This window comes from Prevotella ihumii, assembly GCF_900155655.1.
GTDB lineage: Bacteria > Bacteroidota > Bacteroidia > Bacteroidales > Bacteroidaceae > Prevotella > Prevotella ihumii.
Window position 1 is genome coordinate 910,109 of the sequence record NZ_LT706987.1, and the last position, 15,814, is coordinate 925,922.

The 15,814-nt window shown below is 39.8% G+C and carries 14 protein-coding genes; 6 read left to right on the forward strand and 8 right to left on the reverse strand.

The window, feature by feature from the left end:
* Positions 1-175: 175 nt before the first annotated feature.
* The 4 genes from CZ367_RS04320 to CZ367_RS04335 are packed head-to-tail and all read left to right on the forward strand — an operon-like array spanning position 176 to position 5,412.
* Positions 176-2,125 (forward strand): glycogen debranching enzyme N-terminal domain-containing protein, encoded by a 1,950-nt coding sequence (locus tag CZ367_RS04320; protein ID WP_077195782.1) that lies wholly within the window; start codon positions 176-178, stop codon positions 2,123-2,125.
* Between the two features lie 11 nt (positions 2,126-2,136).
* Complete coding sequence (locus CZ367_RS04325; protein ID WP_077195783.1) at positions 2,137-3,402, forward strand: glycosyltransferase family 4 protein; 1,266 nt, start codon at positions 2,137-2,139, stop codon at positions 3,400-3,402.
* A gap of 36 nt (positions 3,403-3,438) precedes the next feature.
* Complete coding sequence (locus CZ367_RS04330; protein ID WP_077195784.1) at positions 3,439-4,875, forward strand: glycoside hydrolase family 57 protein; 1,437 nt, start codon at positions 3,439-3,441, stop codon at positions 4,873-4,875.
* Between the two features lie 51 nt (positions 4,876-4,926).
* Complete coding sequence (locus CZ367_RS04335) at positions 4,927-5,412, forward strand: DUF6359 domain-containing protein (protein ID WP_077195785.1); 486 nt, start codon at positions 4,927-4,929, stop codon at positions 5,410-5,412.
* Positions 5,413-5,783: 371 nt separating this feature from the next.
* On the opposite strand, the gene CZ367_RS04340 is transcribed toward CZ367_RS04335, so the two are convergent.
* The 3 genes from CZ367_RS04340 to tnpB all read right to left on the reverse strand — a co-directional run bounded on the left by CZ367_RS04340 (position 5,784) and on the right by tnpB (position 8,965).
* Positions 5,784-6,395, reverse strand: a complete 612-nt coding sequence (locus tag CZ367_RS04340; RefSeq protein WP_084793480.1) for a hypothetical protein — start codon at positions 6,393-6,395, stop codon at positions 5,784-5,786.
* A gap of 356 nt (positions 6,396-6,751) precedes the next feature.
* Positions 6,752-8,557, reverse strand: a complete 1,806-nt coding sequence (tnpC, locus tag CZ367_RS04345; RefSeq protein ID WP_394334136.1) for an IS66 family transposase — start codon at positions 8,555-8,557, stop codon at positions 6,752-6,754.
* 63 nt (positions 8,558-8,620) lie between these two features.
* Positions 8,621-8,965, reverse strand: a complete 345-nt coding sequence (tnpB, locus tag CZ367_RS04350) for an IS66 family insertion sequence element accessory protein TnpB (RefSeq protein ID WP_077195478.1) — start codon at positions 8,963-8,965, stop codon at positions 8,621-8,623.
* Positions 8,966-9,557: 592 nt separating this feature from the next.
* On the opposite strand from tnpB, the gene CZ367_RS04355 reads away from it, so the two are divergent.
* Both CZ367_RS04355 and CZ367_RS04360 read left to right on the forward strand, forming a co-directional pair.
* A complete protein-coding gene (locus CZ367_RS04355; RefSeq protein WP_077195786.1) occupies positions 9,558-10,058 on the forward strand; it encodes a low molecular weight protein-tyrosine-phosphatase in 501 nt (166 codons plus the stop codon).
* Positions 10,059-10,070: 12 nt separating this feature from the next.
* Positions 10,071-10,850, forward strand: a complete 780-nt coding sequence (locus tag CZ367_RS04360) for a YaaA family protein (RefSeq protein ID WP_077195787.1) — start codon at positions 10,071-10,073, stop codon at positions 10,848-10,850.
* Positions 10,851-11,101: 251 nt separating this feature from the next.
* Here the strand turns inward: CZ367_RS04360 and CZ367_RS04365 are convergent, their stop codons facing one another.
* The 5 genes from CZ367_RS04365 to CZ367_RS04380 form a co-directional block, all read right to left on the reverse strand.
* Positions 11,102-12,442 carry an MATE family efflux transporter gene (locus tag CZ367_RS04365; RefSeq protein ID WP_077197358.1) on the reverse strand — a complete coding sequence of 447 codons (1,341 nt, stop codon included), beginning with the start codon at positions 12,440-12,442 and terminating at the stop codon, positions 11,102-11,104.
* A gap of 559 nt (positions 12,443-13,001) precedes the next feature.
* A complete protein-coding gene (locus CZ367_RS15810) occupies positions 13,002-13,139 on the reverse strand; it encodes a hypothetical protein (protein WP_202613111.1) in 138 nt (45 codons plus the stop codon).
* A 26-nt stretch (positions 13,140-13,165) separates the two neighbouring features.
* Entirely contained in the window at positions 13,166-13,411 is a 246-nt protein-coding gene (locus CZ367_RS04370) for a hypothetical protein (RefSeq protein WP_077195788.1), read from the reverse strand.
* An 18-nt stretch (positions 13,412-13,429) separates the two neighbouring features.
* A complete protein-coding gene (locus tag CZ367_RS04375; protein ID WP_237581538.1) occupies positions 13,430-13,978 on the reverse strand; it encodes an NUDIX hydrolase in 549 nt (182 codons plus the stop codon).
* Between the two features lie 122 nt (positions 13,979-14,100).
* Positions 14,101-15,777, reverse strand: a complete 1,677-nt coding sequence (locus CZ367_RS04380; protein ID WP_077195790.1) for an alpha-amylase family glycosyl hydrolase — start codon at positions 15,775-15,777, stop codon at positions 14,101-14,103.
* Between the last annotated feature and the right edge of the window lie 37 nt (positions 15,778-15,814).

Here is a 15,814-nt window from a genome sequence, read left to right on the forward strand (position 1 = left end):
ATATATGATAGAATGTTAAAATGAAATTACAAGTAGAAAAATATTGTATCAATTCAACGTTCTTAATTTATTTTTTGTAACTTTGAGGAGGAATGAAGAGTTTTTAGAATTGTATAAATTCTCTTTCTGCACTATTGGAAACTAATCCATTGTGAACGAATTAAAAATTTAGATTATGGGCTATCTTAAATTTGAAAAGGCTCTAATGACGAACTTGCAAGACACACTACCGAGAGAATTGTTGCGTACAAATCGTTCGGGTGCCTACTCTTGTTCGTCCATAGTAGATTGTAATACACGAAAGTATCACGGATTGCTTGTTGTTCCTGTGCCAGAACTTGATAACGAAAACCACGTGTTGTTAAGTTCGGTAGACCCTACGGTTATTCAGCACGGAGCTTCATTCAACCTTGGTTTGCACAAATATCACGGCGAAAACTTTAGTCCTAATGGACATAAATATATAAGAGAGTTCAATTGTGATATTGTACCCACAACGTTGTATAGGGTAGGGGGCGCACTATTGAAAAAGGAAGTTGTGTTTCAGCATTACGAAAACAGCATCCTTATTCGTTACACTTTGGTTGATGCTCATTCGCCCACAACACTTCAATTTCGCCCATTCTTAGCCTTTCGTAGTGTAAGAGCCTTCACGCACGAAAACGCTGCTGTGAACAAACATTACGACGAGATAAGCAATGGCATTGCTACGTGTATGTATGAGGGTTACCCTACCTTGTATATGCAGTTCTCAAAAAAGAATGAATTTCATTACGAACCCTATTGGTATCGTGGGTTTGAATATCAAAAAGAGGTGGAGCGTGGATATAACGTGAACGAAGACTTGTATGTCCCAGGGTATTTTGAGATGCCAATAAAGAAAGGAGAAAGCATCGTTTTTTCTGCTTCCACATCTATGGTGAAAACTTCATCATTGAAACGATTGTTTGACAAAGAAGTGGAGGAGCGAAATCCTCGTGATAACTTTTTCCATTGTTTGGTAAATGCTGCACACCAATTCCACAAGCGCACGTCTGAAAACGATCGTTATATCCTTGCTGGATACCCTTGGTTTAAGTGTAGAGCGCGCGACCAATTTATAGCATTACCGGGATTGACGCTCAGCATAGAAGAGCAAAACAACTTTGAACTCGTGATGAAAACTGCCGAAAAGGGTATTCGTGAGTTTATGGAGGGAAAGCCTTTGAGCGTAGATATTACAGAAATAGAACAGCCTGATGTGCTTTTATGGTGTATCTGGGCTATCCAACAATACGACAAAGAAGTGGGGAGAGCGGCTTGTTTGAAACGCTATGGCAAGTTCTTGAATGATATTATAGAATATATAGCACAAAGCAAACACCCTAATTTGGTGCTTCACAACAATGGATTGCTCTATGCTGAAGGCAAGGACAAGCCCATTACGTGGATGAATGGTGTGGTGAATAATCGCCCATCTACACCTCGTTCGGGCTATATTGTTGAGTTTAATGCTTTATGGTATAACGACTTGAAATTTGTGGCTTCAGTTCTTGCAGAACAAAAACAGACAGAACAGGCACAAGAATACGAGGAATTAGCAGAAAAATGTAAGTATTCGTTTATAGAAACCTTTATGAACGATTACGGCTATCTTTTTGATTATGTGGATGGTAGTATGATTGATTGGAGTGTTCGTCCAAATATGATTTTGGCTGCTGCATTAGATTACTCTCCATTAGATAAAGCACAGAAAAAAGGAATTGTAGATATTTGCACACGTGAGTTGCTTACACCTAAAGGATTGCGCACGCTATCGCCAAAGAGCGGTGGATATAACCCTATTTGTAATGGCACAGAAGAGCAGCGTGAAACAGCATACCATCAAGGCACAGCTTGGCCTTGGTTGGGTGGTTTCTACTTAGAAGCGTGTCTGAAACTATACAAGCGCACTCGACTTAGCTTTATAGAACGACAGATGGTGGGTTATGAAGATGAGGTGCTTTACCATTGTTTGGGAACAATATCTGAATATTTTGATGGCAATCCACCGTTCCGTGGTCGTGGTGGTATATCCTTTGCGATGAATGTTGCTGAGGTATTGCGTACCTTAGAGTTGCTTGAGCGTTACAGATATAAAGATTAGGAGGTGGAGATATGAAAGTATTAATGTTCGGTTGGGAATATCCCCCACACGTTTTTGGCGGTCTGGCTACTGCTAATTTTGGTATCTCTGAAGGATTATATGCCCAAGGCGATATAGAGACAACGCTATGTTTGCCCCATCCTTTTGGTGATGAAGACAGAACGTATGCCAATATTGTGGCAATGAACTGTGTACCCGTGGCGTATCGTGATGTAGATTACAACTATGTAGAGCAAAGGATTGGAAAGATAATGTCTCCCGACTTGTATTACAAACTTCGAGAGCACATCTATGCCGACTTCAATTATATGAATGTAAACGACTTGGGTGCATTCGATTTTGCAGGCGGTTATCCTTCTAATTTGCACGAAGAAATAAACAATTACTCTATTATTGCAGGAGTTGTGGCTCGAGCAATAGATTTTGATATTATCCACGCACACGATTGGCTAACCTTTCCTGCAGGTATTCACGCTAAACAAATCACGGGTAAGCCCTTGTGTATTCACGTTCACGCAACCGACTTCGATAGGTCGAGAGGTAAGGTAAATCCAACTGTTTATGCTATCGAAAAAGACGGAATGGATAAAGCCGATTGTATTATGTGTGTATCGGAACTCACCCGACAAACGGTTATTAACCAGTATCATCAGCCACCCTCAAAGGTATTTACGGTACATAATGCGGTTTATCCATTGAAGAAAGAAATAGCCGATATGCCACGTCCGTGCCATAAAGATAAAGAGAAAGTGGTAACATTCCTCGGTCGATTGACAATGCAGAAAGGTCCTGAATACTTTGTTGAAGCAGCTAATATGGTACTACACCGCACACACAACATTCGCTTCTGTATGGCTGGGTCGGGTGATATGATGGAACAAATGATTAGTTTGGTGGCAGAACGAGGCATTGCAGACCGCTTTCATTTCCCCGGATTTATGCGTGGTAATGAGGTGTACGAATGTCTAAAATCTTCTGATGTGTATGTGATGCCGTCCGTAAGCGAACCATTTGGCATCTCTCCTTTGGAAGCTATGCAGTGTGGAACGCCTACTATAATCTCCAAACAAAGTGGATGTGCAGAGATATTAGATAATTGTATCAAGGTGGATTATTGGGACATACACGCTATGGCAGATGCAATTTATTCTATCTGTAACAACGACAGCTTGTTCGATTATCTATCCATAGAAGGAAAACGAGAGGTAGACCAAATAACGTGGGAAAAGGTGGGAAAATGGATTAGAGAGCTTTATCTGCGCACTTTAGGATGGTAAACTAAGGGAGTACTAACATTTATTAAACAGAAGACAATGAAGACAATTTGCTTATATTTTGAGATACATCAGATAGTTCATCTACGCCGTTATCGTTTCTTTGACATCGGTACAGACCATTATTATTATGATGACTACGAAAACGAACGCACCATCTCTGATATTGCTCAGCGTAGTTATATGCCTGCATTAGAAACCTTATTGCAAATGATTCGTGATAACGGAAAGTTCTTTAAGGTGGCCTTTTCGCTATCAGGAGTGGGCATTGAAAGCTTAGAACAATATGCTCCCGAAGTTATAGAAAAGCTTCAAGAGCTTGCAGAGACAGGTTGTGTAGAGTTTCTTGCCGAGCCTTATTCGCACGGCCTATCATCTTTGGGCAATGAGGAATATTTCAAACAAGACGTAAAGAAACAGAGTGAAAAGATAAAAGAATACTTTGGACAAACACCTAAGGTACTTAGAAACTCATCACTTATATATAATGATGATATAGGGCTGATGGCGCATCAAATGGGCTTTAAAGGTATGCTGACCGAAGGTGCAAAACACGTATTAGGTTGGAAGAGTTCGCATTATCTTTACCATTGTGCATTAGCTCCAAAACTTAAACTTTTGCTTCGTGACGTAGCATTGAGCGATGACATATCGTTGCGTTTCAACAATTCTGAATGGAACGAATATCCTTTATTTGCCGACAGATATATGGACAAGATTGCAGCGTTACCCGATGAGGAACAAATGATAGGCATCTTTATGAACTTATCAGCATTGGGCATTGAACAACCATTAAGCAGCAATATATTAGAATTTTTCAAGGCTTTACCTGTTTGTGCAAAAGAGCGAGGTATAGCTTTCTCTACTCCATCTGAAGTCTGTATGAAGATGAAGAGTGTGGCTTCATTAGACGTGCCATACGCTTTGAGCTGGATGGACGAAGAGCGCGACATCAGTACGTGGTTAGGCAACCCGATGCAACGTGAGGCTTTCGACAAGTTGTATAAGGTTGCTGACAGAGTCCGCATAGCCAATGACCCACGAATAAATCAAGACTGGGATTATCTGCAAGCAAGCAACAACTTCCGTATGATGTCTACAAAGCGTACCAACGTAGGATTGGATCGTGGCATTTATGCCTCTCCTTTCGATGCTTTCACCAATTATATGAATATACTTGGCGACTTCATTAATCGTGTAAATGCCTTATATCCAGACGAAATAGATAATGAGGAGCTCAATGGACTACTTACTACAATACGCAATCAGGGCGAAGAAATAGAAATGAAAGACAAAGAAATTAGCCGTCTGAAAGCAAAGGTAGAAAAGTTGGAGAAAGAAGGCGATAAACTACGAAGTAAGTCAGCTAAGACTTCTAAGACCAATAAAACTGCATCTGCTAAGAAGACTTCTACAACCAAGAAGTCTACTTCAGTAGCATCATCAAAGAAAACTGCAAGTAAAAAAGTAGAATAATACCCTAATAGTAAATAAGCGTCTGCCATACGGTGGACGCTTTTTGTATTTATGAAACATCTCATTTCCCTTTTATTTCTTTTGTTCCTAACAGTCTTATTTGGCTGTGAAAAAGACCTTGTAAACGAAACATCAAACTCAGAAAGTGATAATATAGAAACAGAGAGTGAGGAAGTAGAACTTTATAGCGACACTGCCATTAGCGTCCAACAGTTTAAAAATCAAGACTTTGGCGATAAGTATGTTTGGGTAGCAGGTTATATCGTAGGTTCGTGTTCTAAATCTATCGATAATGCTATATGGGAACCACCATTCGAATACGATACAGCAATACTCTTAGCCGATGAACCTGAAGAGACTGACCCTGAACAAGTTATCGCTATCAAACTGCAAGATGAAACACTGAAAGACCAATTTAGCTTAATGCGTAATCCCGAAATCTATGGTGCAAAAGTATGTTTTTGCGGTAAACAGCAAAAATACTTAGGCATTATTGGTATGAAAAACAGCATCATAGGATATGGGTGGTTAAATTAAACCCAAATCGGTCGTTAGCCCGCAAAGGCTTTTTAAAGCGTTTAGATGTTATGCTTTTCTTCGTCTTTGCACTTTATTTTGGCTCTTTCGTTTGTTTTTTCAGTTGTTTAGCTTGCTAAACGTCTTCAAAAACAACCAAAAATAGCTCAACATAAGCTCGCAAATCTCGAAGAAGTCTAACGACCGATGTGGGTTAAAATTCGAAATACAATAGGGGATAAACATAACTTTGTCTCTATCTGTTTATCATTATAATAAACCTAAGATAGAACCAAATTATATTTCTCCCTTACTATCAACAACTTAAAAATATACTTAACAGTTTCTTAAGCTCGACAATATGCTAAAGAAACAAGAAGTGTAGGCACAGCTTATTTCAGTATCAACTTTTTTACAGTCAATCTTCTTTGCATCAGAACTCCCATTAATGTTTGTTCGTCAAGCCTGTTGTAAACCGTGTAAGCATACTCGGGTTTTCCGTCTGCATCACAACTTATCCTTTCCAAAATACCAACCTCGTCTTCTGTCATTCTAACAATATTAAGGCGAGCGTGACCTTTTATGTCTAAAATGCCAGTTTTGGGATCAAACCTATAGTCATAGTCATACTTAACATTTTGTCCCGTTGCGTTTGAGAAAAAGAATGAGTGGCATTGGCCGTCGGAAAAATAATAATTGATAGGGCTCATACCTACGATTGATTGATAGAAATCGGCAGTGGTAACATTACCATTTTTGTCAATCATACACGATGATTGCCATTCCCAACCTGCACTTTTTGTAAGGCGTTCAAACTCTTCAGCCGATATATTCTGCTTATTTTTAGCATAACATTCACCTTTTTTATTGAACGCAAAGGTTACAGGAGGAACAACTTTAGACGTATTTTGCTTCGTTTGTTCCTTAGTAGTGTTACACGCACTTACCCCCATCAATGTTCCTCCAACCAAAAGGGAAGCCATCACTTTGTTTCGTTTCATCATATTGTTAGTTTATTGTAAACTAATAACTACAAATCTTTCCATTTATTGTTTATAACCATTTAAATTATTCTTTTTTAGCAAAGGGCAGCAAAACAATAACTCTTAAATTCTATTTATCATAACACTGATTATGTAATAAATATATCTTTTATACCATCATTCATATTGTTCTATAATACCATTGCAGCAATTCATAGGCACAATATATTTATGTTCTCTTTTTCATAGTTCATCTTTGATGATGCAAAACATATATGTTTGACAAGGCTAAACATATATGGTAAGCATCCAATATTAGCCGCCTTTCACACCAACAAATAACCCTTATATGTCTGGCAGCATATAAGGGTTATTTGTTATTTGAAGTTTGAAGGTAGCATTTTCGTGAGTTCCTCCTCCGTCATATCTGGCAGGGACCTTGAAAGAACTTCCTTCATCCATTTGTATGGCTCTATGCCTGCTTCCCTGCAACACGCCATAAAGGTATAGAAGATGGCGTTGTTCTCTGCTCCCTCATTGTTACCACAGAACAGGTAGTTCTTTCTTCCAAGCGTGATGGGTCTGATGGCCTGTTCCATAAGGTTGTTGTCTATGTTGAAGCGTCCGTCCTGCACATATCTGCCAATGCGTATCCATACGGCGAAGGCATAACGCAGTGCCTTCTCCATAGCTTCGCCTGGGGTGTACTGTTTGTGTACATCCAACATATAGGTCTCCAAATACTTAAGAATAGGGTAAGCTTTAGCCTTTCGTTCTGTCTCCACTTCCTCGGGTGGTGCTTTCTTGTGTTTGAGGTTTTCCTCCAACTCATAAAGCGTGGCTATCGTTTCGATGATATGGGCGGCGTTCTTATCGTCAGACGCCAGATGTTCGAACTTACGTCTCACGTGTGCCATACATCCTAACAGCACGATGCCCTGAACGTTCTCAAACCTGCTGTAGACCTCATACCCATCAGACTGTATGGCACCCTGGTAGCCCTTGAAGAGTTCATCTGCCACAGCGCCCGACCGCAACCCGTCCTTCCAATGGAAGAACACACCCTGGGAGTGCATGGCGTCACGCACGCCCCACAGGTATCCCTTGCGCGTCTTTCCCTTGCGGTCGGCAACCTGTACGCTGGTCTCGTCAACTTGAAGATAAGGACTTTGCAGGATCTGTCTTACTTGAAGTTTGTAAAGCGGATAAAGCGCATCGGCGGCATCGTGAACCCAGCTATTGACGGTTGAGGTGGGGATGTTCACGCCCAGTTCCTTCCATCTTTCACATTGCCTATACTCGGGCTGGTGATAGGCGAACTTGGCGGTGATGATCTCGGCGAGCAGGGAAGCGTCGGCAAAACAATCCACCGCTTGCTTTTTCAAGGGGGCTTCCAGGATGTCGACCTTCGCATCCGTTGGACGGGCTTCCTTCAGGCGGCAGATGACACGATCTTCTACCCTGACATAAAAGGATGAGGGACGCAGACACAGATGCTCACTTCTGTCATGTCCGATGATGACCATGCGCTCAGCGTCATAACCCTCTGGATATATCTCCGTCACCTGTCGCTCTATATTCTCGGGAACATAGGAGGCGTAGGCCCTACCCTTTCTGGAAGGACGGCTCACACGGCGTGATAACCTGCGTTGTCCGGCCTGCTGTTTTATCTCCTTGATGATGGGAAGGGCTTCCACCTGAGCCAGGGAACCCTCTTTGGCCCACTGCTCGTCAAAAAGCGTACCCGCCCAGCCGCTTGCACTCTCAGGCAGGCGTTTCTCGCTGCGCCTGCCAAATACCATGCGCTCAAGTTCAAGAATACGACGGGACTTTCGTTCCAGCTCAGCATCCTTAATCTTAAGCTCAGCATCCTTATCCTTGAGCTCAGCATCCTTATCCTTGAGCTCAGCATCCTTATCCTTGAGCTCAGCATCCTTATCCTTGAGCTCAGCATCCTTATCCTTGAGCTCAGCATCCTTATCCTTGAGCTCAGCATCCTTATCCTTGAGCTCAGCATCCTTATCCTTGAGTTGAGTATCCTTGTTCTTAAGCTCAGCATCCTTGTTCTTGAGTTGAGTATCCTTGTTCTTAAGCTCAGCATCCCTTTGCTCAAGAAGTTTAACAACAGCTTCCCGAGTGAGAGAATGGTAGTCAGATGTCATTGTGCAATAAGGCATATCCATCACATTATCAGTTCTTTATACGATGTAAAATTACAAAAAATATCTGACACTGGCAAGAAAATACTAAGATTTATTGTATCTTTTTCTTCGGTAGCAATTAGGATTTATACCTTCAATATAGAGTACCAATTCGTCCCAGCGAAGTTCATAAAATCCAGCTCTCGCCCGTATGATTTTAGGACTTAGGCAACCCTGTGCCATCTGTTTATGATACACGACAAAACCACAGCGTTCCCAGTGCAGCAATTTAATTCGGTTACGGGCTCGATTGTAGAAAACGTAGACAACACCATCAGAAGGATTGAAGTCATTGCTGCGTACCAATTGGGACAGGCGAAGAATACCCTGACGCATGTCCACAGGAGTGCAACAAACCCGAAAAACATTTGTTTCATTGAGTACAAACATAAGTTTTTCGGGCAAAGGTAGTAAAGCAAGAATGTTACACAAAGGCGGCTAATATTGGATGCTTACCATATATGTTTGGGACGGTCAAAGTTGAACTTTGACAAGCTCAAAGTTTAACTTTCAGGACTGCAAAGATTTAGTGCGCATAACCACTTGATAACCAAATGTTTATAAAACATCAAAGTTAGACGAAAAATTGTTCTATAATTCCGATTTAACACTTATAGAACTTCTTTTAATAGTTGGTCTATTTAGGAACTCAAACTCATTATATACTCCGTTTTGATAAAATATTTGCACAATAAAAATGTGGTTGACAAATTATTTTTAATATCTTTGCATAAGTTATAGTTGTACCAAGAGGTGTAGTGGCTCGATTTATTTGCAAGCTCATCAACACGTATCGAGTTCCGTATGCAGATGTAATTTAGTGTGGAACGTGATAGATCACGCCCCTACATTAATTAATAAACTTGTATTGATAGTACTTTGTATAAACAATAGCTGCCCTTTGGGGTTGTAGGGCTCGACGTATCGATTTACAAAAACTCCCCATCGGAATAATAATAAAATAAACAAAAGCAATAAAATAATGGAAATACGAAATGATAAAAATCAGAAAACAAAAATATTATTTATCTGTTTAGGCAACATTTGCAGGTCACCTGCTGCCAATGCGGTAATGCAACAAATGATTGATAAACAAGATCTTAGTTCCTTGTTTTATGTAGATTCAGCAGGTATAGGCAACTGGCACGTAGGCGAATTGCCCGACAGCCGAATGCGTAAACACGGCTTGCAGCGTGGCTACACCATCGACCATATTGCTCGACAATTTGACGCTTCAACTGACTTTGATGCCTTTGATTACATTGCAGTGATGGATAACGATAATTATAAAGAGGTGTACAGCAGAGCAAAAACAGCGTCAGAGAAAGCAAAAATTGTAAAGATGGCAGATTATATCCACCATTACGATAACGTTACAGCAGTTCCCGACCCTTATTATGGCGACGGACAGGCATTTGAATATGCTTTGGACCTTATCGAAGATGGTTGCAGTGCGTTCCTTTCTTTTTTAGTTAACTCATAAAACTCCCTTGATATGCAAATCATTCTTGCCTCTGCAAAGATAATGAATACCCAAACTGAGCGTTCTATTCCATCTTTGTCTACTCCGATTTTTATTCGTGATGCCCAACAATTTGCATTGGAATTAGCCAATTTTGAAGTAGAAGAGTTGATGAAAATGCTAAAATGTAATGCAAAATTGGCATTGGAAACTAAGTTAAGGTATCAAGACTTCTTCAATGAAGACAACTTTTCGCCTGCACTTTTTGCATATTACGGTCAAGCATATAAAACCTTAGATGCCAATACATTGACTCCAAAAGATATAACGTATGCCAACCAACACTTATGGATATTGAGCTTTCTTTATGGAATGTTGCGCCCTTGCGATGCTATTCACTCCTATCGCCTTGAAGGTAATGTAAAGCTTGAAATCAATAACGAGGATACTTTCTTTGCTTATTGGAAACCTAAGTTGACCGATATGCTCATCTCTGCAGTGAAAAACGATGATGGGGTATTGATGCACTTAGCCACCGAAGAGTTTGAACATCTCTTTGATTGGAAGCGAGTTGTGAAAGAATTGTGCGTGATAAAGCCAAAGTTTTTGGTAGAAAAGAATGGCGTATTGAAGAATGTTACTGTGCATTCTAAAAGTTGTAGAGGACGTATGACACGCTATATTTTGCAAAACGAAATCACAAACGTGGAGGATTTAACCCATTTTGAATACAATGGCTTCCACTTTGCAGACGAATTAAGCTGCCCCACTCCCCCATCGTCAGGACTTATCGAATTGTTGTGGAAGCAGTAAAAAATGGTTTTAATGGGTTTTAAACCCAAGTCGGTCATTAGCCCACAGAGGCTTTTTAAAGCGTTTAGATGTTATGCTTTTCTTCGTCTTTGCACCTTATTTTGGCTCTTTTTGTTTGTTTTTTCAGTTGTTTAGCTCGCTAAACGTCTTCAAAAACAACCAAAAATAGCTCAAAATAAGCTCGCAAATCTCGAAGAAGTCTAACGACCGATTTGGGTTAAACCATCATTAAGCGATAGTTAAAACCCACCTTAAAGCCTATGAATGATATACTTACGTGTCCACACACCTTGTAAAATTCCGCGTATGGATAAGAACAATAAAAAGGCTATCCATAAGGCGTGATTGCCGATTGATGGGTAAGCAAGATGGTAAAAAACAAAAAAACAAATGGCAGCTATTAATGCCGAAACGAGCATACCTTTGGTTTCGGAGATGCCAATAAAAATGCCATCATAGATAAAGGCAAAGACACCTGCAATAGGAATTAAATAGCTCCACATCAAATAAGGTTGTGCCTGCAGGACAACATCAGTATTGTTGGTCAATAAACTCAAAAAGTTGGTACCGCCTACAACATAAATCGCTGTAAAAAATACTACCATAGCAAGTCCCCAATATAGCAATTGGCGTTTCAATAGCTTGAACCCTATGGCGTTTTTAGCACCATAATATTTTCCGCTAAGTGCTTCGGCAGCATAAGCAAATCCGTCCATAAAGTAGGAAAAAATGGTAAACAAAGTCATCAACAACGTGTTGACAGCCAATATCATTGCGCCTTGTCGCCCTCCAGCACTCGTAAAATACATATTCACAGCTATCAAACACAGGGTTCGGAGAAAAATATCACGATTGACAGAGAAGAAATTTCCCCAATTATCCTTTGTTTGCAAAATTGTTTTCATAAATCTAAGAGACAGGGTTGCATTGTTTTCAGCTTTAAAGAAATAGTTACACTTCAAACCAAAATGCAACGTTGCCACACTTAACGCAAATCCTACCCATTGCGCAATGAGTGTTCCTGTTGCCACACCTTCAATATTCCACCCTAAAACATATACAAAAAACATTGATGCAACTATGTTTACAATATTTTGAGCTATCGCTATAACCATTGGCACCTTAGTGTTTTGCATACCAATGAACCACCCCGTAAGTCCGTATAGTCCCAACATTGCAGGTGCTCCCCATATCGTTATTTTAAAATATTTATGCACTAACGGATATACACTTTGTGGTGTGTTCATCGCTCTGACCATTCCCCACTCTATCAAGTATTGACCAATGATAAACAGACAGCCCATTCCTAAGCCTATAAATAAAGCACGCAAAAGAATACTCAATGCTTCGTTCCAATCTGTTCGCCCGTATGCTTGCGAGGTCATACCACTTGTTCCCATTCGCAAAAAGCCTAATCCCCAATAGATAAGATTGAATATCATTGAGCCAATAGCTATCGCACTGATATAGTTTTCGTTGCCAATATGCCCCACAATGGTTAAATCTACCAAACCTAAAAGTGGAATTGTAATGTTGCTTACAATTGAGGGAATAGCTAAATGAAGTATTTCTTTATTGAGATTATTTGTCATTTCTTTGATATTAATTTGTATATTAATACAAAAGTACAGCTTAAAATGTAAAAATGATATATATTCAGTAAAATATGCAATAAGTTGTGCATAAATTGTAATATATCCTATCTGAAAATTGCATATCTTTGCATTGTCATTCAATCATAATAGTGTAATTATTTATTTAGGTAAAAAGTTTTGGAGGATTTAGGTATAGTCAGAAAGGGATAAAGATTGTTCAGAGTAATTAAGATACTTAAATGAAAAGAGCTCAAGCAAGCATAAGATGGTAAATCTAATGCTTGCTTTTTTCGTACCAAATATTTACTCATTTCTTTCACGATATTTACCCATCCCCTTCTGCATATCCACTTTTTAGGCTGGTTCTATAAATTAGCGTTGTTAGATTTTGAGCTTATTTTTGAACCAAAAACAGAGCAAGCCGAATGCAATCAAACTTGTTTGAATTGTTGAGGCGCAGCCTGTTTTATATAAAAAGAAGCCAAAAGATAACAAAACGTATTTCATAAAAATTTAATGACTATATGCGGTGGTAATTTATAGAACCAGCCTTTAGTCATCGAATATAATCTTTCGCCACTAAATCATAATAGAGTGCTTCCAATTCAGGTAATGAAAGCCGCTCTACAGAGTGCTCTATCACACGTATAAGCTCTGCCTTGCGTGTATCTTCTTGTATCTTATCAAAATCCATACTTCTGTATTCGCTGTTTCTAAGTTTTATAATTGTTGTTCCAAGAATGATATTGCTTCTTGCATATCTGCTGCGAATGTTTGATGCGACTGCAAGAATTCAGTTCGCCCTTTCGACAATTCGTTGTATAACGCTTCGTTCATACCATCAACATAGGTAGATATGGCAAACTCAATATCGTCTTTTTGCATCTCATCAGTAGAATATTCATACACTCGAAACTTCTGATGCAAAAAGCAATAAGCAGAGTTTATACTATCTTTGGTTATCATTTATTTATTTCTAACTTCTTATTTTATAAGCTGTGGGTGGTAGGTAGCGAAGAATTTCCATAAGGGTGCAATCATCATCGCTTGTATAAACTTTCCCACTTGCAGCATCTCATAAACCTCTTCTTTCGTCTTCAGATCCACTTCTATATCCTCTGTCCTGTCCAAATGCACGTTTGATGTATGTTCTACTCCCTTTGCATAATAACAATAACATAAGTTGTTGGCAATACTCGGATTAGGCGACACACACATTATCTCCTTCCATTCTCCCCCGGTATATCCTGTTTCTTCCTCTAACTCACGTTTTGCAGCTGCCAAGGGTTCTTCATTTTCCTCTACACAACCTGCACAAATCTCAGTTGAAACCACCCCTAAACCGTGGCGATACTGCCGTTCTATAATAATTTTACCTTCCTTTGTTTCGGCTATAACGTTAATCCACGTAGGATAAGAAAGCACATAATACTCATCGTGTACAGTACCATTGGGCAATTGCACTTTATCGCATCGAGCATTCAACCACGGACGATTGATAATAACCTTACTATCAATCGTTTTCCACATCATTTCTTTATCGCTTCTTGACATCATTCCTTACACTTTAAAACTTGAAATTTACTTGATTAAAACTTATAATTTGCTTGTCTAAAACTTGAAAATTGTTTATTTAAAACCTATGATTTGTCCGTCTAAAGCTTATAAATTCGTCCGTTCAAAGCTCCAACACTCATTCCGACAACGTTGTCCTTACGGAAATCACTCACTTCACTTTCATTGGTCAACAAATCAATCATTTCCTTCTTTCCTTCAGCCATCTGTAAATACTCGAAAGCGTGTGCAGGAATATTTATATCAATGTTTAGAACCTCATCGCTAAAGTTTGCAACAACAAGCAGTATCTCGTTTCCATCTTTTCGCATAAATGCAAAGAGTTTATTGGTGTCAAATCGAGGATTGTCATAATTGGCATACACCAAATCAAAGGTCAACCCTGAAGCCACAGCCTTTTCCTTATTGCAGATGTTCAAGATGGTTTTATAAGTTTTCTCCAAGTCTTTCTGCTCTTTTGTCAAACTTCTACGTGCATAATAGCCCTTGCGAATACCCTCCACACACCAATAATCGAAGATGGTAGAACGTCCGTCACAACCCGAAAAACCTTCAGCGTCCATTCCCTTTTCACCAAACTCTTGCCCTGCATAAATCATCACAGGATTTGATTGAAACAAGGCTGAAACTATCATTGCAGGAACTCCTTTGCGCATATCACCGCTAAAAAAGTCGGAAGCAATACGCTGTTCGTCGTGATTTTCCAAGAAGTAGAGCATCTGATTACGAATATCGTTGGTAGCTTGCCAAGCGTTGGTAATGGCACTTGCCGACTGCTCTCCACACATCACTCCACGGAGACAATCGTACATTCCCACCTTATCATATAAGTAATCGAAGCCCGAAGCCACATAAGCCCGATATTGATTAGGGTCATACACCTCACCAATAAAAATGAGTTTAGGATATTCTCGTTTCACACGCTCGATAGCATACGTCCAAAATGCCGTTGGTACCATCTCTGCCATATCGCAACGGAAGCCATCAATACCTTTTGATGCCCAGAATAACAATATTTCTGTCATCTTCTCCCACGTAGACGGACGAGGCGAAAAATGATAACTCGTGCCGCCAAGGTCGCAATAATCTATCCCATAATTTAGTTTTATGGTTTCATACCAATCATTTTGTTGTGGATAGGCATCAAATTTGTCGTTGCCTGTACACTTTGCAGGAAACTCCTTGTAAGTTATTTCGGAGAGCGTACGTCCATTTTTTACAAGCCCGTCAAGGTGTAAAGGTTCATTAGGACAATAATAAAAATTGTTCTGAGCATCAAAGTGTTTGCTTACATCATCGTTCTCGCCCAAGTCTCGCACGCCCTTTGGCTTTGCTATACTTTTATATTCACGGGCAACGTGATTAGGCACAAAGTCAATAACAACCTTCATTCCAGCCTTATGCGTGCGGCTTATCAATGCTTCAAACTCACTCATTCTATTTTCCACATCAACTGCAATATCGGGGTCGATGTCGTAATAGTCGGTTATGGCATAAGGCGAACCTGCCTTACCTTTAACCACTTGCGCATTTTGGGTAGGTAAACCAAATTCTGAATAATCGGTTGTAGTGGCGTGACGTATCACACCCGTGTACCAAATAGAATTTACTCCAAGACCTTTTATTTGTTTCAAAGTCTTAGTATCAAAATCGTTCATCTTCCCCACCCCATTTTCTGCCAATGTTCCGTTGGGTATTCTGTTGGTATTGGTATTACCAAACGTGCGTGTAAAGACTTGATATATAACTAATTTCATAGCGTTTTCTCTTTGCCACCTCTACAATAAGGCTTTC